Origin of the sequence: Paenibacillus sp. FSL H8-0457, from assembly GCF_038051935.1 — a bacterium.
GTDB lineage: Bacteria > Bacillota > Bacilli > Paenibacillales > Paenibacillaceae > Paenibacillus_AQ > Paenibacillus_AQ lautus_A.
In genome coordinates, this window is sequence record NZ_CP150293.1 from 5,944,832 (window position 1) to 5,969,930 (window position 25,099).

The 25,099-nt window shown below is 49.2% G+C and carries 29 protein-coding genes; 8 read left to right on the top strand and 21 right to left on the bottom strand.

Annotation, left to right across the window (positions count from 1 at the left end; genetic code table 11):
* Window positions 1-58: 58 nt before the first annotated feature.
* From MHI43_RS26615 to MHI43_RS26640, 6 genes are all read right to left on the bottom strand, one after another.
* A complete protein-coding gene (locus MHI43_RS26615) occupies window positions 59-1,171 on the bottom strand; it encodes an outer membrane lipoprotein-sorting protein (RefSeq protein WP_036665197.1) in 1,113 nt (370 codons plus the stop codon).
* A 263-nt stretch (window positions 1,172-1,434) separates the two neighbouring features.
* Window positions 1,435-2,763 (bottom strand): MFS transporter, encoded by a 1,329-nt coding sequence (locus tag MHI43_RS26620; protein ID WP_036665195.1) that lies wholly within the window; start codon window positions 2,761-2,763, stop codon window positions 1,435-1,437.
* 61 nt (window positions 2,764-2,824) lie between these two features.
* The gene (locus tag MHI43_RS26625) at window positions 2,825-3,325 is read right to left on the bottom strand and encodes a winged helix-turn-helix domain-containing protein (RefSeq protein ID WP_015737258.1); all 501 of its coding nucleotides are present in this window, start codon (window positions 3,323-3,325) and stop codon (window positions 2,825-2,827) included.
* A 169-nt stretch (window positions 3,326-3,494) separates the two neighbouring features.
* Window positions 3,495-4,055: a GNAT family N-acetyltransferase gene (locus tag MHI43_RS26630; RefSeq protein ID WP_015737259.1), complete on the bottom strand. Its 561-nt coding sequence runs from the start codon at window positions 4,053-4,055 to the stop codon at window positions 3,495-3,497.
* Window positions 4,056-4,087: 32 nt separating this feature from the next.
* A complete protein-coding gene (locus MHI43_RS26635) occupies window positions 4,088-5,416 on the bottom strand; it encodes an alpha/beta hydrolase-fold protein (RefSeq protein ID WP_015737260.1) in 1,329 nt (442 codons plus the stop codon).
* 172 nt (window positions 5,417-5,588) lie between these two features.
* Complete coding sequence (locus MHI43_RS26640) at window positions 5,589-6,158, bottom strand: transcriptional regulator (protein ID WP_015737261.1); 570 nt, start codon at window positions 6,156-6,158, stop codon at window positions 5,589-5,591.
* Window positions 6,159-6,528: 370 nt separating this feature from the next.
* On the opposite strand from MHI43_RS26640, the gene MHI43_RS26645 reads away from it, so the two are divergent.
* Genes MHI43_RS26645 through MHI43_RS26655 form a run of 3 tightly spaced genes read left to right on the top strand, consistent with a single transcriptional unit; the run spans window position 6,529 to window position 9,479 of the window.
* A complete protein-coding gene (locus MHI43_RS26645; RefSeq protein WP_015737262.1) occupies window positions 6,529-7,731 on the top strand; it encodes a glycine betaine/L-proline ABC transporter ATP-binding protein in 1,203 nt (400 codons plus the stop codon).
* Window positions 7,724-8,557, top strand: coding sequence for a proline/glycine betaine ABC transporter permease (locus MHI43_RS26650; protein ID WP_015737263.1), 834 nt, complete (start codon window positions 7,724-7,726; stop codon window positions 8,555-8,557). The genes MHI43_RS26645 and MHI43_RS26650 overlap by 8 nt, the downstream gene beginning before the upstream one ends.
* A 1-nt stretch (window position 8,558) precedes the next feature.
* On the top strand, window positions 8,559-9,479 hold the full coding sequence (locus tag MHI43_RS26655) for a glycine betaine ABC transporter substrate-binding protein (RefSeq protein ID WP_015737264.1): 921 nt from the start codon (window positions 8,559-8,561) through the stop codon (window positions 9,477-9,479).
* A gap of 500 nt (window positions 9,480-9,979) precedes the next feature.
* Here the strand turns inward: MHI43_RS26655 and MHI43_RS26660 are convergent, their stop codons facing one another.
* The 3 genes from MHI43_RS26660 to MHI43_RS26670 form a co-directional block, all read right to left on the bottom strand.
* Complete coding sequence (locus MHI43_RS26660; RefSeq protein ID WP_015737265.1) at window positions 9,980-10,711, bottom strand: DUF6081 family protein; 732 nt, start codon at window positions 10,709-10,711, stop codon at window positions 9,980-9,982.
* Window positions 10,712-10,728: 17 nt separating this feature from the next.
* On the bottom strand, window positions 10,729-11,655 hold the full coding sequence (locus MHI43_RS26665) for a prenyltransferase (RefSeq protein WP_015737266.1): 927 nt from the start codon (window positions 11,653-11,655) through the stop codon (window positions 10,729-10,731).
* Window positions 11,656-11,808: 153 nt separating this feature from the next.
* Window positions 11,809-12,786 (bottom strand): LacI family DNA-binding transcriptional regulator, encoded by a 978-nt coding sequence (locus tag MHI43_RS26670; protein ID WP_015737267.1) that lies wholly within the window; start codon window positions 12,784-12,786, stop codon window positions 11,809-11,811.
* 171 nt (window positions 12,787-12,957) lie between these two features.
* Here MHI43_RS26670 and MHI43_RS26675 point away from each other — a divergent pair, with 171 nt between their 5' ends.
* Both MHI43_RS26675 and MHI43_RS26680 read left to right on the top strand, forming a co-directional pair.
* Complete coding sequence (locus MHI43_RS26675; RefSeq protein WP_009593992.1) at window positions 12,958-13,275, top strand: hypothetical protein; 318 nt, start codon at window positions 12,958-12,960, stop codon at window positions 13,273-13,275.
* Between the two features lie 183 nt (window positions 13,276-13,458).
* A complete protein-coding gene (locus MHI43_RS26680; RefSeq protein ID WP_015737268.1) occupies window positions 13,459-13,635 on the top strand; it encodes a hypothetical protein in 177 nt (58 codons plus the stop codon).
* 179 nt (window positions 13,636-13,814) lie between these two features.
* Here the strand turns inward: MHI43_RS26680 and MHI43_RS26685 are convergent, their stop codons facing one another.
* From MHI43_RS26685 to MHI43_RS26710, 6 genes are all read right to left on the bottom strand, one after another.
* Window positions 13,815-14,645, bottom strand: a complete 831-nt coding sequence (locus MHI43_RS26685) for a phosphoenolpyruvate hydrolase family protein (RefSeq protein ID WP_015737269.1) — start codon at window positions 14,643-14,645, stop codon at window positions 13,815-13,817.
* A 49-nt stretch (window positions 14,646-14,694) separates the two neighbouring features.
* Window positions 14,695-15,906, bottom strand: a complete 1,212-nt coding sequence (locus tag MHI43_RS26690; protein WP_015737270.1) for a Tm-1-like ATP-binding domain-containing protein — start codon at window positions 15,904-15,906, stop codon at window positions 14,695-14,697.
* Between the two features lie 129 nt (window positions 15,907-16,035).
* Entirely contained in the window at window positions 16,036-17,241 is a 1,206-nt protein-coding gene (locus MHI43_RS26695; protein WP_235201879.1) for a phosphoenolpyruvate hydrolase family protein, read from the bottom strand.
* Window positions 17,242-17,321: 80 nt separating this feature from the next.
* Entirely contained in the window at window positions 17,322-17,957 is a 636-nt protein-coding gene (locus MHI43_RS26700) for a pyridoxamine 5'-phosphate oxidase family protein (protein WP_015737272.1), read from the bottom strand.
* 140 nt (window positions 17,958-18,097) lie between these two features.
* Window positions 18,098-18,910, bottom strand: coding sequence for an undecaprenyl-diphosphate phosphatase (locus MHI43_RS26705; RefSeq protein WP_015737273.1), 813 nt, complete (start codon window positions 18,908-18,910; stop codon window positions 18,098-18,100).
* 416 nt (window positions 18,911-19,326) lie between these two features.
* Window positions 19,327-19,491 carry a sporulation protein Cse60 gene (locus tag MHI43_RS26710; protein WP_009593971.1) on the bottom strand — a complete coding sequence of 55 codons (165 nt, stop codon included), beginning with the start codon at window positions 19,489-19,491 and terminating at the stop codon, window positions 19,327-19,329.
* A 204-nt stretch (window positions 19,492-19,695) separates the two neighbouring features.
* Between MHI43_RS26710 and MHI43_RS26715 the strand changes: the two genes are divergently transcribed.
* From MHI43_RS26715 to MHI43_RS26725, 3 genes are all read left to right on the top strand, one after another.
* On the top strand, window positions 19,696-20,388 hold the full coding sequence (locus MHI43_RS26715; RefSeq protein ID WP_015737274.1) for a hypothetical protein: 693 nt from the start codon (window positions 19,696-19,698) through the stop codon (window positions 20,386-20,388).
* A 161-nt stretch (window positions 20,389-20,549) separates the two neighbouring features.
* Complete coding sequence (locus tag MHI43_RS26720) at window positions 20,550-20,789, top strand: WGxxGxxG family protein (protein ID WP_015737275.1); 240 nt, start codon at window positions 20,550-20,552, stop codon at window positions 20,787-20,789.
* A 174-nt stretch (window positions 20,790-20,963) separates the two neighbouring features.
* The gene (locus MHI43_RS26725) at window positions 20,964-21,221 is read left to right on the top strand and encodes a hypothetical protein (RefSeq protein WP_235201878.1); all 258 of its coding nucleotides are present in this window, start codon (window positions 20,964-20,966) and stop codon (window positions 21,219-21,221) included.
* Window positions 21,222-21,395: 174 nt separating this feature from the next.
* Here MHI43_RS26725 and MHI43_RS26730 read toward each other — a convergent pair whose 3' ends face one another.
* The 6 genes from MHI43_RS26730 to MHI43_RS26755 all read right to left on the bottom strand — a co-directional run bounded on the left by MHI43_RS26730 (window position 21,396) and on the right by MHI43_RS26755 (window position 24,965).
* Window positions 21,396-21,608: a hypothetical protein gene (locus MHI43_RS26730; protein ID WP_144374278.1), complete on the bottom strand. Its 213-nt coding sequence runs from the start codon at window positions 21,606-21,608 to the stop codon at window positions 21,396-21,398.
* A gap of 56 nt (window positions 21,609-21,664) precedes the next feature.
* Window positions 21,665-21,763: a YjcZ family sporulation protein gene (locus tag MHI43_RS26735; protein WP_015737277.1), complete on the bottom strand. Its 99-nt coding sequence runs from the start codon at window positions 21,761-21,763 to the stop codon at window positions 21,665-21,667.
* Between the two features lie 130 nt (window positions 21,764-21,893).
* The gene (locus tag MHI43_RS26740) at window positions 21,894-22,283 is read right to left on the bottom strand and encodes a YmaF family protein (RefSeq protein WP_015737278.1); all 390 of its coding nucleotides are present in this window, start codon (window positions 22,281-22,283) and stop codon (window positions 21,894-21,896) included.
* 20 nt (window positions 22,284-22,303) lie between these two features.
* Window positions 22,304-23,065, bottom strand: a complete 762-nt coding sequence (locus MHI43_RS26745; RefSeq protein WP_235201881.1) for a DUF2935 domain-containing protein — start codon at window positions 23,063-23,065, stop codon at window positions 22,304-22,306.
* Window positions 23,066-23,248: 183 nt separating this feature from the next.
* A complete protein-coding gene (locus MHI43_RS26750; RefSeq protein WP_015737280.1) occupies window positions 23,249-24,187 on the bottom strand; it encodes a LysR family transcriptional regulator in 939 nt (312 codons plus the stop codon).
* A gap of 139 nt (window positions 24,188-24,326) precedes the next feature.
* Entirely contained in the window at window positions 24,327-24,965 is a 639-nt protein-coding gene (locus MHI43_RS26755; RefSeq protein WP_015737281.1) for an HD domain-containing protein, read from the bottom strand.
* Window positions 24,966-25,099: the final 134 nt, after the last annotated feature.

Consider the following 25,099-nt stretch of genomic DNA (forward strand, 5'->3'; position numbering starts at 1 on the left):
ATGGCCTCATTGTCGGAAGATTGCCCTCCTTCAATGCTTGGTATCCGCCTACTTCGTATTATTTACCCGATTCTCCCTGCATGGAAGCAGCGACTTTCTTCATTTCTTCGACTGGCAGATTAGCGCTCGTGATCCGGTATTCCACGCCTTCCGAACTCCAAGTCAGCGTTCTTTGCTGATCGCCGGTGAGCAGGCCGACCGTCGTGAAATCAATATACACCGCTTCGCCCGGAACGAGTGAAACCGCACGATCCGACGGTCTGGATTCCATGATCGTGTATTGGTATACGCCGTCGTACTTCAGAATAACCGCATGGTCCTTGCTCTCCGGAACTTCCATGGTGTCCTTGTTCGTAACCCCTGCAGGCACATATTCCGGATAGATGATGCCGAAGGATCCCATGTCGCCGCCTCCAGCCGTTTCCGTCATGCCCTCGGTTCCCTGAGCGCCGTTCCCCTCCGTAGTGGAAGCCACCGGTACCCCGTTCTCGTCCACTTCCGCAATCGTCCCCTTCGCATCGTTCATGGCACTCAGATTCTTGTTGGTATCAAACGAATCCTTGGTTAGGTTCGTATCGAATGTAAAGGTATTGAACTTCACTTCAACGACGACATTGGCTTCCGAATCCGATACTTGTACCTGTTTCGGCGTGTAGTTGTCCTTGGCGAGCCAGATCTTCTGACGAATCAAGGAATGACTGTGGTAGTTGGCGGCTACATCAAACACGTAGCTGTCCTTGTCCTCGGCAAACTGGCGCGTATTGTCGCTCAGAATGCTGCTAAGCAGCGTTTGATACAGATATACCTGCCCCTGATTATCCGGCCAGTCGCTCTTGAAGCGGAAGCTCTTATTTAAGCTTGGCGTCAGTACGAACACGCCGTCATCGTTGCGAAGCACGATTTGCGTAATATCCTTTTGCCCGTTGGTTAAGCTGATCCGATAGTAAGATGGAGATTGGTACCATACCTCAACCTGATACTCCTGCGGCGCCGAACCGGTATGTATGGTCATAACGCCCGCTCCCTGGTAAGCGCCCTTGGCACTTTCCAGCTTATCAGCCACCTTGCCCAGATCCTTCACAACGCTGTCTGCATTTTTCTTCCCGCATCCCGCCAGTATTGTTGTTAAGCATAATACTACCGCGAGCAGCACCCATGAAATCCGGCGCATGTCATCATCCCCTTCAACACTTGTTTTGACTTGATTGATACATGTCTATGAGGGACTTGGTCACATTATGCAGACTAGCCTGACAAGCATGATTACAGCGGACTGCGGCGCGGGCTTAAGATCGGTCAATGCGTAAAAAACGAGCCAGGATGAATCCATTCGATCGCCGATTCATCCGGGGCTCGTTATTGAAATTGCAGCATGGGTTTCCCTATCCGAGACTTATTCTTCAACAAGCATCAACCTCATCCAAGTCAGCCATCTTAATGGGCAGCATGCAACGAGACGGACTTCTCAGGCGATGCATTCGTATAAGGCGCGAACCATTCCTCGTCCACTTGGTCAGGTGACGGAAGGCTGCGGGTGGTCGAGTCGAAGACCCAGAAGATTCCTACGCAGAACACGGCGATTCCGCATCCCGCGATAACGGAGGAGCTTGCCGCAACCACGCCAAGGGCACCTCCAATCAGGCTGCCAAGCGGCATGGCAATTCCGCTGAGTCCGCTTGCTGCCGCGAACACCGTGCCCAATCTTTTCTCGGGTATCGCCTTCTGAATGACCGAATTGATGATGACGTTCGTAATGCCTCCCGGAAACCATGCCAGGCCGTACACCAAAACGACAAGCCAGGTCCAAGGGGTGAACACGCTGAGGCACCAGGCAGCACCCGATAAACAAAACGCTCCGGCAAAAAGATATCCAAGCGGCAGGCGCTCCAGCTTCAAATACGGAGCCAGGATCGCTCCCAGCAAGCTTCCGCAAGCCTGGGCCATGAGCAAGATTCCGTACACGCCGGCTCCGCCGAGGCTGTCGGCGAACGCAGGCATAACCGTGAAGGTAGCGCCGCCTGCGGCATTGATGACGATAATCCCCATCTGTACCCGTGCGAGCGGGGTTGCCAGGATGTAACGGAGACCTTCTTTCATGTCGGTCCAATAATCGCCGAGAGCCTTTTGCATCGTTTTTGAAGTAACCGACTCTTTAACCGTTGTTTTATTATCGTTGTTATCAGAAGTATTGGTGGACTTCTTGATTTTCAATTGCGCAAATAACAAAGCTCCGACGAAAAATCCAATGGAATTCCATAAGTAAAGGGATACTGCGCCCAGCACGACAATCAATAAACCGGATATGGCATTGCAAGCGACATCGATGCCTTGGTAGGCCAGGGAGAACAGCGAGTTGCCTTGCGTCAGCTGCTTCTTTTCGAGAATTTTAGGAAGGGCCGACATTTGGGCCGGATATACCCACATATTCAACGTCGATAGAATCGGTGTAATCGCCAGTACAAGGCCGACCGTCAGAAAGTCGAAATAAAATGCAAGCGGAACGATCAACAGAAGAAGCGCTTGAATGAACTGGGTGTACACCAGAAGCCCCCGTATGGGAACGCGGTCGATCATCGGGCCGGATAACAATTGAATGATCCGGGGGAGAATCGAGAGGAGGCCGGCAAGCCCTGTATACAGCGTCGAACCTCCCAGATCGTATACCAGCCACATGGCGGCTACAGCATACAGGCTGTCACCGATATTCGTAAGGATTCGGCCAATGAACAACAGCAGAAAATTGCGATTCTTTAAAATGTCCACAGAGAAACACTCCCTTATTTTAAATTTTATCGTTTAGGAGAAGAGGCTGTGAGGCCCCTTCCTATTTGGACGTTTCCGTCGAAACTACATTGATCCCAACGGCATACTCCTTGCTGTCTTCCCCTTTGGTCGCGATGGTCTTATTCACCCATTTTTCGAGCAGTTCCTTGAATTCCTTTGTCATCTCTTCATATTGGTCGGCGTTCAGCTGCAGCCTCAAGCTAATTCGGGTTCGGGTCGCCGCGTCGTAATCTTCGGCAAGAACCGGGTCCATCGTTTGCGTTCCCTTGGTGTTAAACCACTTCGCTTTGGATTTATAATATTTCTCAACGATGCCGCCGACCGTTCGGGTCTCCACCAAATCTATCAGTCCGCCGTCATATAACTTCTGGATATGATAGTGGATGCTTCCCGGCGAATCTCCCAATTCATCCGCGACTTGCTTGGAGGTTTTGGCCGTATCCAGCATGGTTCCGAGAATTTTCACCCGCTGGGCGCTGCCAAGCAGCTTCGCTTGTTCCACCGATATTTCGATGCTTTGATTTTGATCATGATCCATCATGCAGCTCTCCATTCTAATTGAATTATTCATTCTAAACTTGTTATTCATACGATTATTTTCGTTTGATCTAATTTAGTTTATCAATCTAATTTTCTAGATCGGTATGTCACAATAATAAACCACCTATTACCATTTGTAAATAGGCGGTTTATTAATTGTTTATTTTTTTCTACACGGGCTTGACCATATGATGATAAACATGCCCGTTAATCATGATGTCCTTATCCGTTTTATATCCTTTTCGGTCGTACAAGGAATGGGCACGATGATTGTCCGTCACCACGGCGAGGGCAATTTTATGGTACTTAAGCTCCTTCGCCCTGTTCTCCGCATGAAGTATGAGCGCCGAACCGATTCCCTTGCCTCCAAATTGCGGGGAAACGGATAACGTATCAATATAGTACTCATCCTCATCCGCTTCTTGATCCAGCGTTACGGTAGGGTCGCTCTTCAGCTTCCGCAGCCGATCCAAGATGGGACGGTCCAATTCGGCCGCTTGATCGCCGCCGTAAGCAACGATGATGCCGGCCACCTCGCCGTCGATCTCCTCCACGGCAGACTGACGGTAACTGAGCCTGCCCTCGTCCGCCCGAAAATATTGCTCCAGCACTTCAAGCGCTTTCTCTTCGCTGTCTTCCCCCGTTAACCGATGAGCTACATCGTGCAGTGCGTCATACAGCAGCCTGGCTGCCGCACCCGCATCCTGTGGTCTTGCTGATCTGATGGTCATGCTGATTCAACCTCCAATTGCCAATCCATCTTTTAAACATCCCAGTCCTCAACCTCGTAAAACAGCTCCAAGTCGGACGTTGCCGTAAATGAACGCCGTTTCACTTTGGGATCTCCGATCTTCTCATGCAATCCAAACCCTCGCGATACCTTGAACGTAAAAGACAAACCATGCGGTACCATCGCGCTTCCCCTGTAAACGCCCTCTCCGCTGTACGGAATCTCAAATCCGGCATAGATCATGGGAGAAACGGGCGTTGCAGGCGGTACCTTCACCTCAATCGCGACTTTCACGAATTCCGGAAGTTCTTCAACGATCGTAATCTCTTTATCCGCGCTTAAGCTTCCCATTTGAAGCGTAATCCGGGTGCTGCCGGGAGTTCGAGGCTTTAGCGTTCCGTCCGGCAGTATCGTGAGCAATTCCGGAGTCTCAACATGATATGTTCCATTCATCAACGTTTGAACAAATCCGCTGTCGTATGTAATGACCGGATTCAGTTGCTTGACGGGGCCGTTTACCCCTGCGACGCCGTCGCCATCCAGCTTGATCGAGACCGGTTCACCAATGTTTCCGAAAAAATACAGCAGCGGTGCGTGCGCTCTGCCTGCCCAGTCGCTTTGGCTGTGAGCTGCTCCCGGATCCAGGAACAGCATGAGATCATCCCCCGGCACAAAACCGTCCTGAACCAAGCGTTCCGCTTCCTCCCGGGCGTATTTTTCCATGAAAACACCTTCAGCACCGCCCATATCCAGCCAAATCCGAAGATTCGGGTGCGTACCGTATCTTTCATAAAAGGGATGTTCCTTCAGTTCGCCCCGTTCATCGAATTGGGCTCTGACAAAATAAGGCGACATGACCGCAATGCTGCCGAACACATCCGGCCTCCGGAAACCGATGTTGTAGGTGACGATCCCGCCCGCGGACGAACCCATCATAGCCGTATGCTCCGGGCCCCTCAACGTTCGAAAATTCTGGTTGATATAAGGCATCACTTCTTCAATGATAAAGGTTTCGTACCGTTCGCCGGCAAACGGCGGATCGAACACCTGATGCATCCGTGGGTTGTCATGGAAATACTCGTTCAGCCTTTGATGGGGAACCGTGGCGATGCCGACGATGATAATTTCCTCCATCCGCCCCTCGGAAACCAGCCGATCCGCGGTGACGTGCATATCCCATGAGCCGCCTCGCTCATCCGCTGAAAATACGTGCTGCCCGTCATGCATATAGAGTACGGCATAATGCTTCTCCGTATTCTCGTGATAACTGGGTGGAAGATATACATACAAACTCCGGGTATTGCTTAAGCTAACCGATGGAAAATCTGCGATCTCTACCATTCTTGAGGACATACTGACCATTCTAACCCCTCCTGATTATTTTTGCACCACATGTGCGGTTAACATGCGGTTTATTCGCTTAAGGCAGCGCCATATAACAAAAAAAGGCACAACCCGATAAAATCAGGTTGTACCTCTTAGGTAAGCATTGCCTTACTTCACATTATACTGGGGAATTTCCCCATATTCAAGATCAGGATTTGCCCTCAGGCGGCTCTTTCGGCACATAGTTGAAGATTTCGCCATCCACGAAAGTATCGATCAATCGCTCCAGCCATTTATAATAAGCAACAGCCTCACGCATCTTCGCCTGATCCTCTTGCAGCACCGCTACCAGCTCTTCGTCATCCTCATGGGCTTTGCGGAGCTTCTCCGTTTCGTCAAGCGCTTTGCGCAGGACCAGAATGTTGCTCTCCACCGATTTACGCCATTTAATATCGAAAAAATCAAAGAAGGTCTGATACCAATCGTATTCCACTTCATATAAATCCTTGCGGGAGCCCTTCTCCCACACCTTGTTGACCATTTTATAATCGAGCAGCGTCCGCACGCCTGTACTCATGCTCGTTTTGCTCATCTTCATTTCCTGTCCCATTTCATCCAGGTTCATCGGTTTATCCGCAAAATAAAGTAATCCGTATAAATGTCCCGTTGAGTGTGGAATGCCGTACAAGTCCATATTCCGTCCAATATTTTCAATGACACGCTTACGAATCTTCTGCACGGCTGCCTGCCGTTCATCATCTAAATGGTACAAGCCCATGCTTGCAGCCTCCTCTATACTGTAGCCATCCAAGAAGTCATGTCAACATAACAAAACTAGGTGGACTCGAAGTGTAGTGTGAACGATCTCAATGAAATCTAAACAAGCCGAATCCACACACATTCTCTGATCTATTGTAGGGAAAGCTATTTTAAAAGTAAAGAAGATCGCTTTGGAGGATATCGGAGCATATGAGAGCATTTCAAAGGATAACTTTGTACAGTTTTTACTGTACGTACTTTATGTACGGATATAACGTTTGATACTTTACGTATCGGTTGTTACAATGGGTGACATGGGTTTACGAGACGACATCGGCAAAGACTCGGACAAATGGACGCGTCTCTATACAATAAAAGGAGGAGTACTTTTGGCTATTCTGCAAGTTAACAAAGTCAGCAAATTGTTCGGCGCGAACCCGGAACAAGGGCTTCAATTGCTTGAGCAAGGCTGGAGTAAAGCGCGAATTGCAAAAGAGAAAAATATAACGGTTGGCGTTAACCGTGTCAGCTTCGATATTCAGGAAGGCGAGATCTTCGTGATTATGGGGCTATCGGGCAGCGGGAAGTCTACGCTCGTCCGTTTGCTAAATCGGTTGATTGAGCCGACATCGGGCGAAATCTTGATACACGGCAAGGACCTGCGAAAAATGAACAAGGAACAGCTGCGGGAAGTACGCCGCAAAAAAATCAGCATGGTGTTCCAGAAGTTCGCCTTGTTCCCCCATCGCACGGTTGTGGACAATGTGGAATACGGTCTGGAGATTCAGAAGGTAGACAAGAGCAAACGCCGCGAAGCGGCCATGAAGTCGCTTGAGCTTGTAGGCTTGAAGGGCTGGGAGGAAAAAATGCCCGATCAGCTCAGCGGCGGCATGCAGCAGCGCGTCGGGCTGGCCCGTGCGCTTGCCAACGATCCGGAGATTCTGCTGATGGACGAAGCCTTCAGCGCACTGGATCCCCTCATTCGCAGAGACATGCAGGACGAATTGATCGAGCTCCAGGACAAAATGAAAAAAACCATCGTGTTCATTACCCACGACCTGGACGAAGCTCTTCGGATCGGCGACCGCATTGCCTTGATGAAGGACGGCTCGATCGTGCAGATCGGCACGCCGGAGGAAATCTTGACCCAGCCTGCCAACGACTACGTCGAACGGTTCGTGGAAGACGTGGATCTATCCAAGGTGCTTACCGCTTCACGGGTTATGCGCCGTCCGGAAACCATCACGATGGATCGCGGGCCTCGGGTTGCGCTGGAGCTTATGCGTGAACGCGGCATCTCGAACCTGTTCGTGATCGACCGTTCGAAGAAGCTGCTCGGCGTCATTACGGCGGAAGATGCATCGGATGCCATGAAGAATAACCGCAAGCTTGCGGATATTCTCATCACGGACGGACCGAGCGTCGGACCCGACACGCTGCTAAATGAATTGTTTGAAATTACGAGCATGTCCAAAGTGCCATTGGCCGTTGTGGATGATACCGGCCGACTGATGGGCGTTATCGTCCGCGGTGCCGTCCTTGGTGCCTTGGCCGGAGAAACCAAGAGCGAGGAGGTGACGCAAGATGCCTAAGATCCCTCTTGCCAGCTGGGTTGATTCCTTGGTCGATTGGATGGGAGACGTGTTCTCCGGATTCTTTGACGCCATCTCTTTCATTATCGAGAACGTTGTGCAGTTGTTTACGGATTTGTTCATGCTGCCTCATCCGTATCTGTTCATCGTCATCCTGGCCGTCATTGCCTACCTGCTGGGCCGTCTGCCGTTAACCTTGTTCACGGCCATCGGTTTCCTGCTGATCGACAACTTGGGCTACTGGTCACAGACGATGAGCACGCTCAGTCTGGTCATCACGGCGGCATTGATCTCGGTCATACTGGGTGTTCCGCTGGGTATATGGGCGGCCTATAGCAAGTCCGCATCCCGCGTGATCATACCGGTTCTGGACTTTATGCAGACCATGCCGGCATTTGTGTACTTGCTGCCTGCCGTCACATTCTTCAGTCTGGGCGTGGTTCCGGGAGTTATCGCTTCGGTTATCTTCGCGATTCCGCCGACGATTCGCCTGACCCGCCTCGGCATTATGCAAGTATCCGGCGAATTGACTGAAGCTGCGGATGCATTCGGTTCGACTTCCGGGCAGAAATTGTTCAAGGTTCAGCTGCCGCTGGCCATGCCAACCTTGATGGCCGGCATTAACCAGACCATCATGCTGTCGTTGTCGATGGTGGTTATCGCTTCGATGATCGGCGCCCAAGGTATCGGTGCCGAGGTATATCGCGCGGTAACGCAGCTGCAAATCGGTAAAGGGTTTGAAGCCGGCTTGGCTGTCGTCATTTTGGCGATTGTCCTCGACCGCTTTACACAAAATATATTTAAATCGAAAAAAAGGGGTGCTTAATTTGAAGAAACAGAAGTTTTGGTTGCTGCTTAGCTTGGCCGCTATTCTGGTCCTGTCCGCTTGCGGTCAGGGCGGAAACGGCGGCTCGAATGGAACGACGGACAACGGGGCTGATGGCGGTTCCACCGCTTCCCTCGGCGATCAAGTCAAACATGAAATCATCGGTATTGATCCTGGCGCGGGTATTATGAAAGCAACGGCTGCTGCGATTGAGGAATATGGATTGACCGACTGGAAACTGATCGAAGGTTCCGGCGCGGCCATGACGGCAACTCTCGATAAAGCCATCAAGAACGAAGATCCGATCATTATTACCGGTTGGACTCCGCACTGGATGTTCGCCAAATACGATCTGAAGTATCTGGAAGATCCGAAGAAGGTTTACGGTGAAGCGGAAGAGATCCACACCGTTGCCCGCCTTGGACTTCAGGAAGATCATCCGGAAGCCTATAAGTTCCTGAGCAATTTCAAGTGGACGTCCGACGATATGGGTCAGATTATGACCGCGATCCAAGAAGGCCAAGACCCTGAGGCTGCAGCTAAAGAATGGGCGGACAGCAACGCTGAGAAAGTCGATGCTTGGCTCGAAGGCGTTCAACCGGTTGACGGCAAAAGCTTCAAATTCAGTTATGTGGCTTGGGATTCCGAAATTGCCAGCACCAACCTGCTGAAAGTGATCATGGAAGAAAAGCTGGGTTACAAAGTTGAAGCCCTTCAAGTTGAAGCAGGCCCTATGTGGACCGGCGTTGCCAACGGCGACGTGGACGCCACCGTGGCTGCTTGGCTGCCGCTGACGCATGCGGACTACTGGGATAAATTCAAGGACCAAGTGGAAGACCTTGGCGCCAACATGGAAGGCGTAAAAACCGGACTGGTGGTTCCGTCTTACGTGGAAGCCAATTCGATTGAAGATCTGAAATAACGTTGAAAGCCATCCCATGGTTTGTGGGATGGCTTTCTTTTTTGGATGTCAAGATTAGTCGGCCTGGTCTGGGGAGGATGTATCCGTTTCGGTCGCTGTTGAAACCAGGAAAACAGGATGATATTTTTGCGGTATTTTCCCGGTTTCAAAGGCGAACGCCAGGTCTCCTCCACGGATACATCCTCTTTTCTTGGGCCCGGCCTCCAATCTTTCCCGCAAACAAAGCCATCCCTTTCTTCAGGGATGGCTTTTTGGGGCGGGGCGGGGAAGGGGCTAAGCTGACCAGTTCGACACGGTCAGCTTGCCTGGTTTATGGCCGGACATGCTGTGATTCCCCTTGGGACTCACAGGCTTGCCGGCTCGGCTTCTTCGGCCTTTCAGGGGCTTTCAGCGTCCCCGATTCGGCCTCGAACAATGCTGCTGCAGGCCTTCCTTCTCTCACGAATTAAAAAAGATCATGCCCAACAGATGGGCATGATCTTTTTTAAAATTATATAAGTCTACTCTTTTATCGTGACCGTCACGGGAGAGTATTCGGCAATGACGGTTTGTCCATGCACGGATACGCTGCCCTCCGGCGTCAGGTCTTTTTCGGTCATGATGCCAAGCGCGATGGTGAATTTGTTGAACTTGATCGGGATGTTTTTCTCCCGGCGGATCTCTTCGCCGTTCACGTAGAAGATAGCTTCGTCCTCGGCACGGTTATACGTGATTTTGTACGTGTTGAATTCCCGCGGCGCAAAGTGCGTATCTTCCTCTTTGAAAATGCAGAAGTAACGGGTCTTGTCCGATTCCGGCACCTGCACGCCCGGGAACGGCAGGACCGCATACACGCTGGCGTATTTGTCGTTCGAAGCAAAAAAGTCCAGTGCCGCGCCGGTGCTGAAATCAAGCAGATTCAAAGATACGTAGCCGTCATACAAGTCGCCGGGAACCGTACCTTGGGTGCGGGCCCGAATTTGCAGCTCGAAGGTCACCTCGCCGGATTCCGGCACGTCCACTTCTTCGTTGGAATAATACATATGCTTGGCGTTATCGAGAATTTGGATCTGGTTATTCTGACGGCTCAGCGGTGCGCGTACGTACAGAATGCCATTGCGAACGATAACGACCGCATTCGGCTCGCGATATTCCCAGAATGAACCGTCCGGTAGCGGGAACCCGCCGATCTTCCAAGTCCCGCTCTCGGACAGGATGGAGTGAAAATCACCAAAAACGCGTTGTTGTTCCATCTATTTCCCCTTCTTCCTTACAAAGTCTGAATGATTCCCTGAATGATCAATGACAGGATCAGCACGCCGCCGCAGCGCATGGTGGTCATCGTTGACGCGCCCATCAGCGGTAAATACGCCTCGGAACGGTTGCTGTCCTTCAGCCTTCCATAGACAAGATACAACGGAATGATCGTAAGCAGCGCAATCAGTGCGTAAGGCGGGAGCGCTCCGGCCAATACGCAGGCTATCAAGGAGAGGCAGGCCAGCAGCAGCAGAACTCGCGAGAAGTTCAGCGCTCTCTTTTCGCCCCATACCACGACCAGGGTCTTCTTCCCGGCCTGACGGTCTGCCTGCCAATGCAAAAAGTGATGGTTGAACAAAATCAACGTTGTCAGCAGCCCGATGGGCAGTGACAGCAGCAAGGCCCGAACATCCATATGTGAGGTTTGAACGTAGTATGCGCCCATCACCGGCAAAATACCAAAGGACAGCAAAATCGCAATTTCACTGTATCCCTTGCCGCGATAACCGAATCGAATCGGCGGTGCGACGTAAAAGTAAGCGATCAACCCGCCGAGTCCACCAAAGACGAAAGCCCACCAGCCGCTGATCAAGCTGAGGATGATGCCGCTCAACGCCGCGATCCCGAACAGCGTCCAGGTGACGATCTCGAACTTACGGAGCGACCAGACCCCCTTGGTCAAAAACCCGGAGTTGGTGGAGATCGCATCTACATGCTCATGCGCTTCCGTGTCCGTTCCGTTCTTATAGTCCCATAAATCGTTCACCATATTGGAGAACAAATGGGCAGCGCCGCTCCCGATCAAGGTCAATAAAAAAAGGCCTATATGAAATGTACCCGTCCATACGTAAGCCCCGAGCGCTCCCAAAGCGACCGGAATCAGCATGACGGGGATCACTTTGATTCGGGAAGCTTTTTTAAACTGTGTAAGGGCATCCACGTTTGATATGCTCCTTTCCCTTCTATGATACAGAATAGAACGCCTGCAAATCGTGCAGACGTTTAGCGTTGTGAAACAAAGCACTTGCATAGATTAGAATATCACAATTGTCGAACTTTGTAATCCGTTTGTTATAACTTGGCTTTGCAGCCATTAGACCGACGAACGTTCAATCAGCTCGAAAGCAAGCTCCTTCCGAATCGGCTCCTTCTGCTCCCCTTGAATATGTGCATAGAGTATCCTGAACGCCTCCGTACCCATATCAAACAGGCGGTTATCGATCGTAGTAAGGCCCAGCATTTTGCCGATCGGCTGGTTGTCGAATCCGATGACGGCCAGCTCTTGCGGGATGGACAACCCTCTTTTCTCCGCTTCATAGATTAACCCGGCGGCCACATGGTCACCCGTCACCAATATGGCGCTGGGACGTTCCTCCATGCCCGACAGCCGATCCATAATCGCTGCACCGTCCTCGAGATCAATACAACCGTCCAGGATCCATTCCTCGCGGTAAGGCTCTCCGATTTCTTGAAGCACTTCTTCATAGGCCGCTTGGCGTGCTCTCGTGCTCGGACTGTCCAGTCTTCCTACGGTGAAGCCGATGCGGCGATGTCCCCGCCTTATCAAATAACGCATGGCACTGCGAAATGCCTCAGCATGGTTTATATATATAGAAGAAAATAAGCGTTCCCCTGCATCCTGACAGCATACAATCGGTCCGTAAGCGCAATAGGCTTCGATCTGTTTAGGCGTCACGGCCGACGATAGAATAATGATGCCGTCAATCTCGCGGTTGCGCAGCATCTCCAGCACTTCCACTTCCTTATCCGGCGCATACCCGGTTTGGCACAGGATGAGGCGATAGCTAGCGGCAAGCGCTTCTTGGCCGGCTCCTTCCATCAGCAAGGAGAAGTAGGCATGATTAATAAACGGCAGCATGATGGCAATATTCATCGTTTTCCCTGTAATCAGATGGACCGCATTCATATTCCGGGCGTATTTCAGCTGCTTCATCGTTTCCAGCACGCGTGCCCGCTTCTCTTCTCTGACATAAGGGTGGTTATTCAGCACCCGGGATACAGTTGATACCGACACGCCTGCAAGCTTGGCTATCTCTTTAATATTGGCCACAATCGATATGCCCCCTTCATCCACTGGTTCATCCCCTGATACTATCATGATTGCTTCCTCTATTCAAAATTAAGCCTCCAGCAGTTGAGGTCTCTGCGTTCGTATTGCGCCATATCCGTGACTTACTTTTTTTGGTACGATTGATGATATCATCCCTATGGAGGTATCGGCATGTCGAAACTGTTCAAGACGCTTGGCGCTGTATGGTTCATCGGCGGTTTTATCGGCGGAGTCATCATTCATATTATCATGGAGGGCAATTGGCTGACAGGCATCGCTTGGCTTATTGGCGGCGCAATCTTGGGCGCCTTATTCTATACGGTGGGCGAAATTCATGAAATCGTGTGGGAGAATCATGCCCTGCTTCGGGAAGTGCTTCACCGTCTGCCTCCGGAACCAGGCGACAAAAAGCCGCCGCTTGGAAATTCCCGGGCCAATCTTAGCGCTTTGAAGGATTATAAAATGAACGCAAAAGATGAACAGCGATAAAAAATTTGATCTTGATCTGGTATGCTTTTCATACATTACACTGTGATTGGGTGGAAACCTTCATTCATTGTCAGCGTGACCGGAAAGGGCGTGATGGCAAGGGCAAGGCTTCTGCCTTTTTGCCATGTTTTGCGAAACCTGCGACTTGTCCATTACGTTATCCTTCTCAAAAGGAGATGATGGATGATGGAGACGTTCGGCAGAGGCTGCCTGTACTTGATCATTGGCATGGTGGTATTGCTGCTGTTTGCCCTGCTATTGGGGACCACGATTACGATCCCATGGTTTATCTTCATTCCGCTTGTCGTTATTGCCTTTGCCGTGGCTGCATCCAAGAGCAAACGCAAGGATGATGATTGATCCGGACGACAGGCGAGCCGCCGGGCGCGAAAGAGGATGTCCATTTCATGCGCCGTTTTCAATTCGCTTGCAGGCCTTGTTGGTTCAGTCCAACGGACAATAAAACACCAAGAAGACTCCCTGACGGGAGTCTTCTGCGTTCCTTAGGATCATAACCATGCTTTTTCCAGCTTACGACTTCATTTCGAAATATTCTTGAATGCCTCTGTCTGCTGCTTGATGCCAACCTCGGTGGCAAAACGCTCGATGCTGGATGCTCCGAAGAATCCTTCCACCCCATGGGTTCTGGACAATACATACGCCGCGTCCTCAGGCTCCGCAATCGGACCGCCATGGCACAGAATCATAATGTCCGGGTTGACGGCTTTTCCGGCATCGCAGATCGCTTGAATCTTGTCCACGCAGTCGTCGAGCGTCAGTGCCGTTTTCGCGCCTATGGTGCCTTTCGTGGTAAGACCCATATGAGCAACCAGAACATCGGCTCCGGCTTCGGCCATTTTCTTCGCCTGATCGATGTTAAACACATACGGCGTGGTCACCAAATCCAGCTCATGCGCCTTCCGGATCATCTCGACCTCAAGATCATAGCCCATGCCCGTCTCTTCCAGATTCGCCCGGAATACGCCGTCAATCAAGCCCACCGTCGGAAAGTTCTGCACGCCCGCAAACCCTTGCTCCTTCAGCTGCTTCAGAAAAATATCCATGATCCGAAACGGGTCCGTGCCGCAAACCCCCGCCAACACCGGCGTATGCTTCACGACCGGCAGCACCTCGTTCCCCATGTCCACCACGATCTGATTGGCGTCTCCGTACGCCATCAATCCAGCGAGAGATCCGCGCCCGGCCATCCGGTAACGGCCCGAGTTATAAATAATGATTAAGTCTACGCCGCCCGCTTCGGCGCTCTTCGCGGAAATCCCTGTCCCTGCTCCAGCTCCCAACAACACCTTACCCGCTGCAACCTCTGATTTTAGTTTCGCTAATACTTCTGCTCTTGTTTGCATGGCCATGATATGTTCCTCCTTCAGTTTGAATGCTTGGCCCTGTGGCTTCCCCTTCTCATTGCCGCTTCATCAATTCCATCAGCTTATCGGCCGCGGCCACCGCAAAAGCTTGATCGTTAATATCGGTATTCATCTCGATCAGCTCAACGGTCTCACGGTCTATCCGTTGTCTTAACGTGTCGAACAGCATCTTATCCTCTTCCGCTCCATGGAATGCTTCGCCTTCCACATCGAGCATCGATACACCTTTCAGCGGCAGCATCAACACCGTAGGACCTTGCGACGAATTCAGTTTATCCGCAAGGATCCCGCCAAGCTGCCGGTTCTCCTCCACCGTGGTCCGCATCAGCGTAACCGAAGGGTTATGCTTGTACAGGTTTCGTCCCCGGAATGCCTCCGGCACGGTATCGTACGGACCGAAGTTGACCATATCGAGCGCCCCGGTCGATACGACCTGCGGCACCTTGCAGCGTCCGGCTGACTCCAGCCGATTCGGCCCTGCCGCCAATACGCCGCCAACCAGCTCATCGCACCATTCCGTTGTCGTCAAATCCAATACACCGTCGATGAATCCGGCCTCAATGAGGCTTTCCATCGTTCGCCCGCCCGTGCCGGTTGCATGGAACACCAGCACTTCATACCCATGCGACTCCAGATGCTCTCTGGCATAATCGATGCAGGGGGTCGTTACCCCGAACATCGTCGCTGCAATCAGCGGCTTTTTATCCATCGGCGCAGCCGATTCGAACTTAACCATGCCGGCTATCGCGTGTGCCGCGTTCGTGAATATTTTGGTGGAAAACGAGTTCAGGCCGGATACATCCACGATGGACGGAAACATGATAATGTCGCTTGTCCCTACATAAGGCGCCGTATTGCCGGAAGCGACGGTGGAGACCATCAATTTTGGTACGCCGATCGGCAATGCTCGCATGCCGGCGGTGACGATGGAAGTTCCCCCTGTACCGCCGAATGACAGTATGGCGTCGAATTTGCCCTCTGCATACAGCTTCGGCACGATTTGTTCCATCCCTTGAGCCAATACTGCAGTCCCTGCCGACCGGTCCTTCCGGGCCGCGATTTCGCGCAGATCCGCATCTGCCGCCCCTGCAACCTCGATATTGGTTACATCCGGCGTGAACATCGGCTCAAACACGCCGCTATGAATCGTAAACGTTTGTAACCCCAAGCTCTCGATCACCGATTTAACGTATAAAAACTCAGCACCCTTCGTATCAAACGTCCCCGCAATGGCTATGGTTTTCACCGTGAAGACCTCCCCATGTCTCTTCTCAGGATCGCTTGCCCCGTTCTGACTGACGGGTCCGGCATGTGATCCCTGTAAGACCATAATACAGCGCTTTCAAATAAAAAGGATCGTATCTATGTACGATCTTTATGTATATTTGTCTTTCATATGCCGACGATAGGCCTGGGGAGACATGCCTGCGTATTTTTTGAAGGTCTTGCTGAAATGAACATAGTCCGGGTAACCGACCAGCTCCGCTATTCTACTCAGGGACAGCTTGCTGTGCTTCATGATATCCTGCGCCTTGTGAATACGATATTTGGCTATGTATTCGGGAAAGCTGCACCCCACCTCTCTGTTAAAAAGCGCGCTGAGATGCGTTCTTGAAACGTGGATCCGTTCGGCCAGCTCCGTCATTGAAATCGGGACTGCATAATGCTCGGCTACGTATTCTTTCACAAAGGCAACATAGTCCATCGGTACATCGAATTGCGTCAGCTTGTCCATCAGCTGCCGGTCCTGCTCCAGATGGCCCGTTGCCTTAAACCGATGCGTCGCATCCACGATGGCTTCTTCCGTCGGCGTTCGCTCAAAGCTCGAGCCGCCCACGTAACCCATGGCGGACGTGTTGTCGTACATGTACTGGACATCGATGGGCGTATGGACCGGACCGCCATATACGAGCTTGATCGGCTGCTTGCCCGAGTCGTCACAGACGGCAAAAATTTCTCTGGCGATTTCGGCGCCCTTCTCCAGCGACCATGCTTTCGAGGTCCCCATCATCCCGCCTGCCGTAACGCCCAGATGGGCGCAGATGATATCCGCTCCCGCATCCAGCATCCATGTCGTCTGCTCCGGATTGAATACGAAGGCCATCGTAAACATATCGCGCTCATGGGCAATCCGGATGGCTTCCACCTCCTGCAGATACGTGATGCCTTCTTCCTCCAAGGCTTCGCGGAACTGTCCGTCAATCATTCCCACCGTCGGATAGTTGATGATGCCGGCAAAACCGCTTCCGCGAATGGCATCCAAGTATCCCGGCAACTGAACGGTTGGATCCGTTCCGCATAAACCGAATATCACCGGTGCGTCGCGGACCACGGAAAGAATTTCGCGCGAGCCGAAATCCATCACCATTTCATTGCAGTTCGCATAGGGCATGAAGCCCGCCAAGGAGCCCAGTCCCATCTGCCGAAAACGGCCGGAATTCAAGGCCAGTATCAGATCGGCGCCGCCTTTGACCGCATATTTTGCCGATATTCCTGCTCCTGCCGCTACCCCGATCAATCGCTCCTGGGTCTGTATCCCCCTATGTAATCGATCCAATACCTGTTCTCTGGTCGTTATCAAAGTTATTGGTCCCCTTATCTTCAATCTGACCGTCATATCTCATCGTTTCCTTATATCGCTATACCTATTATAAATGAAAATCAATAGAGACGATTCGTGTAACTGTCCTGCATTCCCCGGGCAACGATCTCCTCCGTCACGTGATCTTGATTCACATGATCCGCGATGATCTTGGACGGATTGGGCAGATGCTCGCTGGGTATCCAGGAATCGGGATCCCATGCTTGCGAACGCATGAAAGCTTTTGCACAGTGCATATAGCATTCCTCGACCGAGACCGCAATGCCAAGCCACGGGCGTTTGCCTTGTACGCTAAGCCGATCCAGGATTTCTTCGTCCCTTACCAAGACGGCGCTGCCGTTGATTCGCAAAGTCTCCTTCAAACCCGGTATGACAAACACGATCCCGACTCTCGGGTTAGACAGGATATTCCGCAGCGAATCAAACCGTCGATTGCCCGGACGCTCCGGAATGATTAAGCAGGATTCATCGATCACATGCACGAATCCCGCCGCATCTCCCCGGGGCGAAACGTCGCAGGCTCCGGATGCGTCGGAAGTAGCCATAAACAACAAGGGGCTCTTCGAAATAAAGTCTTTGCAATGATGGTCCAATCGATGAATCGTTTTATGTTTGACCACGTGATTGGAATCGCCGAACAAGTTTCGAAGCTCCTCCTCCGATGAAACGACCGATTGAAACGGAATTTTTGACATCACAACCACTCTCCTATTAGCTTCATCTTATACCTTTCTTATATCCGATACTACGCAATGATCGCCTTGCTTCCCTTCCACAGTAAGAAAAAAAGCTCCCCACAAGTTCAAGGAACCTTATGAGAAGCCTTCCCTCATTCTTATAAGAAGACAAGCAGCAAAATGCCGACAACAAAGCAATAATAAGCGAAATATTTCAGATTCCCGCGCGCCATGATATTCATGAACCATTTCATCGCAAAATAGGTGCAGATGAGCGTCGCGATAAATGCGATCAAATAGGGAATGAACAGCGGAGCAAAATCAGGATCCGATGCCATATCCGACACGCCCAGCACCATGCCGCCGAGGCTTATCGGAATGTACAGCATAAAGGAAAACCGCAGGGCCGTCTCCTGCTTCATCCCCACGGCGATCGACGTAATGACGGTCGAGCCGGATCGGCTGATCCCCGGAATCAGCGCCACCGCCTGTGCCAAACCTACGATAAGCGCGTCCTTGAACGACAAGTCATTATCCAGCTTGCGGCCGCGAAGGTTCCGAATCAGCCAAAGTGCGACTCCCGTAAATAGCAGCGCGACGCCTACCGTGCGAACCGAAGCGAATATTTCCTCAATCTGGTCTTTGAACAACAGTCCGATGATGACAGCCGGAATCGTACCCACAATAATATACAGAATGAACATGAAGTCGGATTTAAACTCCGGTCGTCGTGTCCGAACATAACTTAGGCCGTTCACAATCAATCTCTGCAAATCCTTGCGAAAGATGAACACGATCGCAATCAATGAGGCCGTATTGGTCAGTATTTCGAACGACAGCCCATTCTGCTCCATGCCCATCAGCCTTTGGGCGACAATCAAATGACCGCTGGAGGATACCGGAATCGGCTCCGTAACCCCCTGCACAATTCCCAGCAGCAGATACTTCAACCACAAGATGAAATCTTCCATTACTCTCCTACTTTCTTTGCAACATGGGTATAGCTTATAAAAAATACTAGTCTATCATATCTCATAAAAATAGGAAGAATCAAACCACGAGCAAGAGTCATCGTTGGTGCATGGAGCTGCCGGAAAGACGATAACCTCCCGTTGTTCAATTGCGCAAAAAAGATATGTAAACAAGAGAAGCCCCTCTAACCACGGAATTAGAGGGGCTCCTAATCTATTGTTAAGAGGTGATTCCATCATAAGATGCGTAGCTTAATGGAACCTTAAAGCTTCATTAGGGGGACATAAAAAGTGATGTACCTAACTTTTTGACCTTGAGCTGTCTGGACGGCAATGTTATATGCAAAGTGGTCTTACCTTTTGAGATTCTTAATAAGCAAGATCAAAAGAAAAAGCACCTTTAAGGTGCTTTTTCTTTATTCTTTATATATGACCAAAATATCATACGTTCCGTCTGCCGATGAAAGCTTAATATCCTTCACATCGTCAGGATGAATGTTATACAGGAATTCATTCACCTGATCCTGCAAATCGTCCAGATTGGAATCGCTAAAGAGCTCGACCTTCAATGTTTTTAGCATATAAGCACCCCCTAATTTCAAACTTCGACATAAAACGGGAGTTCCCTGCTGGAATCGAGTAAACGACACGTTTCATCTTTAACTTGCATTTATCTGTTTTCCACACGCACTGCTAAATAACACCCCCAAATTATGGTATATTGGTGGAGTCGTTGTTCGATTTTGAGAAATGATTATAAAAAACGTTGTGGTGGTGGACGCATTATGCAAGTTAAACACAAACGAATCATCCGGTTTGCTGCCAAACTGATATTTCTTTCGGTCGTTCTCTTCTACGCCTTCATCTATGTGATGGAACGCCCTGGCGGATTAACGGATCGGCGCATGTCGCGAGCGCTGGGGCAGGACAATATCCTTCATATCCCGCTCGGGAAGACTCCGGATAACGCGGTTGAACAGTTTAGAGGCCCATCCTCCATGCATGTCATTCACCGTGAACCCGTGAGCGGAGGCACTCTTTTATTTATGAAACGACCTTACCAAGCGGGAAGCCATAATTTGCAAGTAGAATATGTACGAAAAACTCGGATCGGTTGGAAATGGGCTTGGGGCGGCGGATATGGAATCGGCGAATCTTCACAATCCATAGCAGCGTTAAATTACATGGGCATGCCTGAATTAGACCATCTCTCTACCCCGTTTCCCATGGTGTTCGGGGATATTCTGGATCCCTCGATAAAAAAGGTAAGCGTCAAAATCAAGGGCAAAGGTAGTTATAACGCTAAGCTGACTGCTGCGGAGGCTGAAAGAATGATCTGGTTCGTATTTCTACCGTCGCCCGCTTCCACATCTTTTGATATCGAAGGTTTGGATGGTGAGGGGAATCTCATCGCCCGCAAAACAATAACCGATCCGCGCGACAGCGGCTCGGTCCATTTCGAAATGGATCGACATTAATCCGGTGAAATAGCGGATAAAAGGAAAAATTAGCACAGTCTCACTACTCGGAAGTCAGAAGTACACTCGTTTGGTAAAGAATCGTTAAAGATTATTTGGGGCAAGATAATTTTGGTACCTGCCCATGCATTTCAGACGAACAGAGAAAGGAGGTCCTTAACATGAAGAAAATCTGCATGTCTTTTCTCGCTGCTATGAGCATTGCTTGCATGTTGGTTGTCCCTGTTTCCGCCGAAAACAACAACAGGAATGCAAATGACATGAACACAAACAACGTTAACGCTAGAAGTTATAACACCAACGCAGCCACCAATGATAACGATACAGACTGGGGTTGGCTTGGATTAATTGGTCTTGCCGGTCTTGCCGGGTTAAGACGCCGTACCCCGGAGCGCCATTAATTTTTGCGATAAGCTTAGGGAACAGAAGTAAAATCCTGCTCACATAAGAGCAGGATTTTTTCTTTTCAGGTACCTTTAATTTGTAACTTTAGATCCCCATTCTTCATGTTTCACTTCACTATACAGGAACTTCCATTTTGTTACTCCGTATGAATCTTCAAGGGGTTGATTTCAATGTTATGGATGTTATTTGGCGTCGTCATCATTCTAAATAGCCGTTATAGCTACATGAATCCGGATTCGGATTGGATACGATGGAATAAACGGTTACCGGAAGACTACGAGCAGGACGATCATGATTTGTTAAAAACCCAGGTTGGTGCGGCAATAGGCGGATTTATTGGCGGCGTATTGGTCTTAATTGGGTTTGCGACGCTTGTTCAACCTGGCGGTACCCCTATGTCATGGGGGCGCTTTTTCTGTATGCTGTGATCCTCATAGGCATGGGTCTCCTGGCCAGAAGGTATCCAACATTCGGCTGGAGCAGGGATGAAGGCTGGAAAGTCAAAGGAGATTCGGAACGAAGCGATACTTACATGGATTTAGTAAAATTCGGCGGATTGGTTTCCATATGCCTCGGATCCGCTTTTTTTGTACTTGGCCTAATCATCTTATTGGTTTGACATGTGTGCTGAGGAGAAGAGGATTTTTCTGTTTCGCGGAAAACGTTCCTTTACAGCCAACGGAGATGATAGTTAATAAAACAGCGGCAAACCAAGGCTCAAATAGCATCTTAGCTTGCCGCTTTTTTGGGTGTTTTTCAAAACGAGCATCATCTTGCTCAAAACCTTTTACGAACGGTACTTTTGTGCTTCTCACACAATTTACCCTGAAACGTTCAATGCATATAAGTGAGATCTCTATAAGGTATTTACTTAGAATCCCCAAGTACGGAGTATAATGACAAGCAGAATAAAGAGAACGAGAATAACACCAACACTACCGCCATACCCGGAACCTTCATATCCACTCATTTTCCCTTACTCCTTCCTAATTGGAATACTACATATTATGTAAGGGCGTCTGATAATGCAAAGGCATGAGGTAATAGTCAAAGGCATAATTTATATTAAAATAATAAAGCAAAGTGGATGAAACTATTATCTACCCTTGTTCATCACCTGTGTTTCCGCTATAACGATGAGCATGTGGGATCCTGCCATCTACGGTGGTATAACCTTCGAAATAATGATAGTGCCCACCGCCTGCCAATGGAATGGCGGGTCCAGTCGTTCCTCTAATCATGTGCTTGTGCTGGTCATTAAATGATGTTTGGGCATGGTAATTATGGACGTGTGGCACGCCGCTTGGAGCTGGTTCAGTTATACCCACGTAATGATGGAAATGTCCAACGTCAAAAGAGGTATCTCCTTGAAAGGGATGGACATGAACGTTTACCGGTCTTCCATCCCAAGATGTTAGAAAGAGTTGATGGGAATGACTGGAATCAGGGTTATTGGAATGAACAACAAAGCCCGTTATTTGTATTTCCATCCAATAGTGCCTCCATTCTATTAATGCATGATTTCTTTCTTGTTTACCTTCATGCCAGATAATGACCGATCGAACATGTCTAGAATAAATAAGAATCGTTCAGCTTCACGAAAAACATGATCTGCTAATAAAGGATGAATGATGCTTTTGATTCGGCACTCTTCAATTAAGTCGCGCGCAGTCTTCTTAAAATCGCGCAATGATTTGACTGAAACGCGGTTTTCATCAACAAATTGACTTAGTAATGGATGGGTTTGCGATTGTGGACGCATGGAACTTAGGTCAATGGCTTGAAACATCAACGTATCAAAATCTTGGCTAAACTCCCTTGCTTGTTCCACTAATTTTCGCTCCGATGGATCAAGCAGATGACCTATAAATTTTGCATGGTCAGCCATGATTTTTAGGAAAAAGACATTTTCATCGATAATCGCATCAGGTAATGGTTCAAGTCTCCCGTTATTGAGTTCCTCTAACCGATTTCTAAAGTAATTCGCTTCTCGGCTAACATGATCTACAAGCAAAGGGAAATTTGTTCCCCCAGGGAGCTGGCACCTTAGTATAAGCCCAAGTACCTTTCTCTTAAATGCCCAAATGTGTGCAGCAGCATTGTGAACTTCTGAATTAAACTGTCGAATCGTTTGTGGATCGGTATCTGCTTGATATGCATGTGATCTTCTTTCAATATCCTCAAAGATGGCATGAAATTGATTAGCCTCATTGATTAACTGCGTGTCTTCACATCTAAATCCTAATCGAAGAAAAAAGGAATGTTCTTTCATAATGCGAGACCAAAAACGTATTTCGTCTAATGACCTGACTACAAAAGGATCCGACAACCCTACCCCACCTTTCGGCACACGAAATAATACAACCATTTATAGCGGCTCGATAACAATGTATATGGGGATAGCATGTTTCAATATGCTATGTTAGGAAAATTATGCAAAAAAAACAAATAGGCGTTAAACCGTATAGGATATTCCTAATTGGCTTATTTGTTTATGAAGAAGTTCGGTGAATTTTAGGACAACTTGCCCCCTGTACTTATCCTTGTGATAAATTAGTCCGACTTGCCGTAAAAATGGGTTTTCTGCTATATTCACTATTTTTACTCCAGGTTTGTCCCACTGCTTCATCAAGGTTTCGGAAAGGATGGAACAGCCTACCCCTGCTTCTATCAGGGTGATCATTGATTCAATGGCATCGATTTCGATGGCTGGTCGCAGATCAATTTCCTTCAGGTTGCAGATAGAATCCAATTGATGTCGACACCGATAATTTTTAGGAAACAAAACAAGAGGGAGGTCCTTAAGAGCCTCTAAGCTTACTTCGGGCCCTTCCGCTAAGGGATGGTCGGCATTAACTACTAAATAAAGCTTTTCTTTGTACAGCAGTTGGGAAACGATACGTTCATCATGAACAGGAATAATAGTAAGAGCCAGGTCGATCTCGTTATTAAGCAAGCGTTCCGCAACATTGTCCGCGCTGATGACCCTAACCTGAACTTCGGAATAGGCCTCATGAAAATCCGGCAGCAGCCGGCAAACAAGCGCATTTAATTCGCCCGGTAAAACCCCAACCGAAAGGCGTCCCCGTTTGATATCTTGCAGTTCTTGAATTTCTTCACGTACGCTCTTGAAGCTGTGAAAAACAGTGTGGCAATGTTTTAGCAAAATGAATCCGGCTTCAGTAATAGCTATTTTTTTGCCTATCCGATCGAATAAGGGCATCCCCAATTCGTCCTCAATTGCTTTTATCTGGTGGCTTAGGGTAGGCTGCGTGACCCCCAATTTTTCGGATGCTCTTGTAAAATGCAGCTCTTGACAAACAGCCATGAAATATTCTAATTGCCGGATTTCCATATCCTGCACCCCGGTTTCTGCGAGTCTTAAAAAGCTCATTCTTCTTTATCAACGATTTGTTTCATATTCAGCATGTATTATAGATAATTTATTTTCATTAACAAAACAATCCCCGACTTCTATCCGAAGGGGATTGTTAAGATGTGCAGTTTATCCATGAATCGCTTCGCCAAAAAACTTATTCGTGCCATGGCGAATGAAGTACACTATCGCAAAAATCTTTGCGTTTGAAGCCCGGGAGTAACCGAGCGCATACATCTGCCTTGATATTGCCGTAGGTCGTTTCCGGTTTGTGAGCAAACCCCTCAAGAAACGCTGGTAAAATCTTGTTCTTAAATCCATTACGCGGATATGCCAACGTTACTTGGTTTCGCACATCTTCGGTAAATGCATCAAAATTTTCCCCAACAACGTCATAGCTAACGCCAGAGTTAATCAAGGCAACTTCCGGTTCTTTATACTGGGCTATTCCAATAGTTGTATGCAAGGCGACCGCATCCCATACGAGCCGAGCAGATTCTTCTGGCACTCCATAACTTCGTAAAAAATCACGTGCTGCGTTAGCTCCGTCCACCTCAAAACGTTTATCTGGACTGCTGTAGTGCTTGGTAAGTCCTAAGTCGTGGAACAAAGCGCTGATATACAGCAGTTCTAAATCATATTTTACATTGTTTCGTTTTCCCATAAGTGCACCAAATAGATATACCCGGTGGGAATGATTCCACAGTAAATCGTTTCCGTGCTCACGAAGCAACTCTGCGGCTGCTTTTGCCAACGTGCTGTCCGGTATTTGGATTTCTGCAACTACATGTGACATGATGGACACTCCTTACATTTTTAGAGTCGGCTTGTTGCTTACGAACTCCATTCTATGCCCCTTATAATCATTCATCAATATTATCATTTCTATGATTATCATAGATTATACGCATAATAAGACACGCACATATT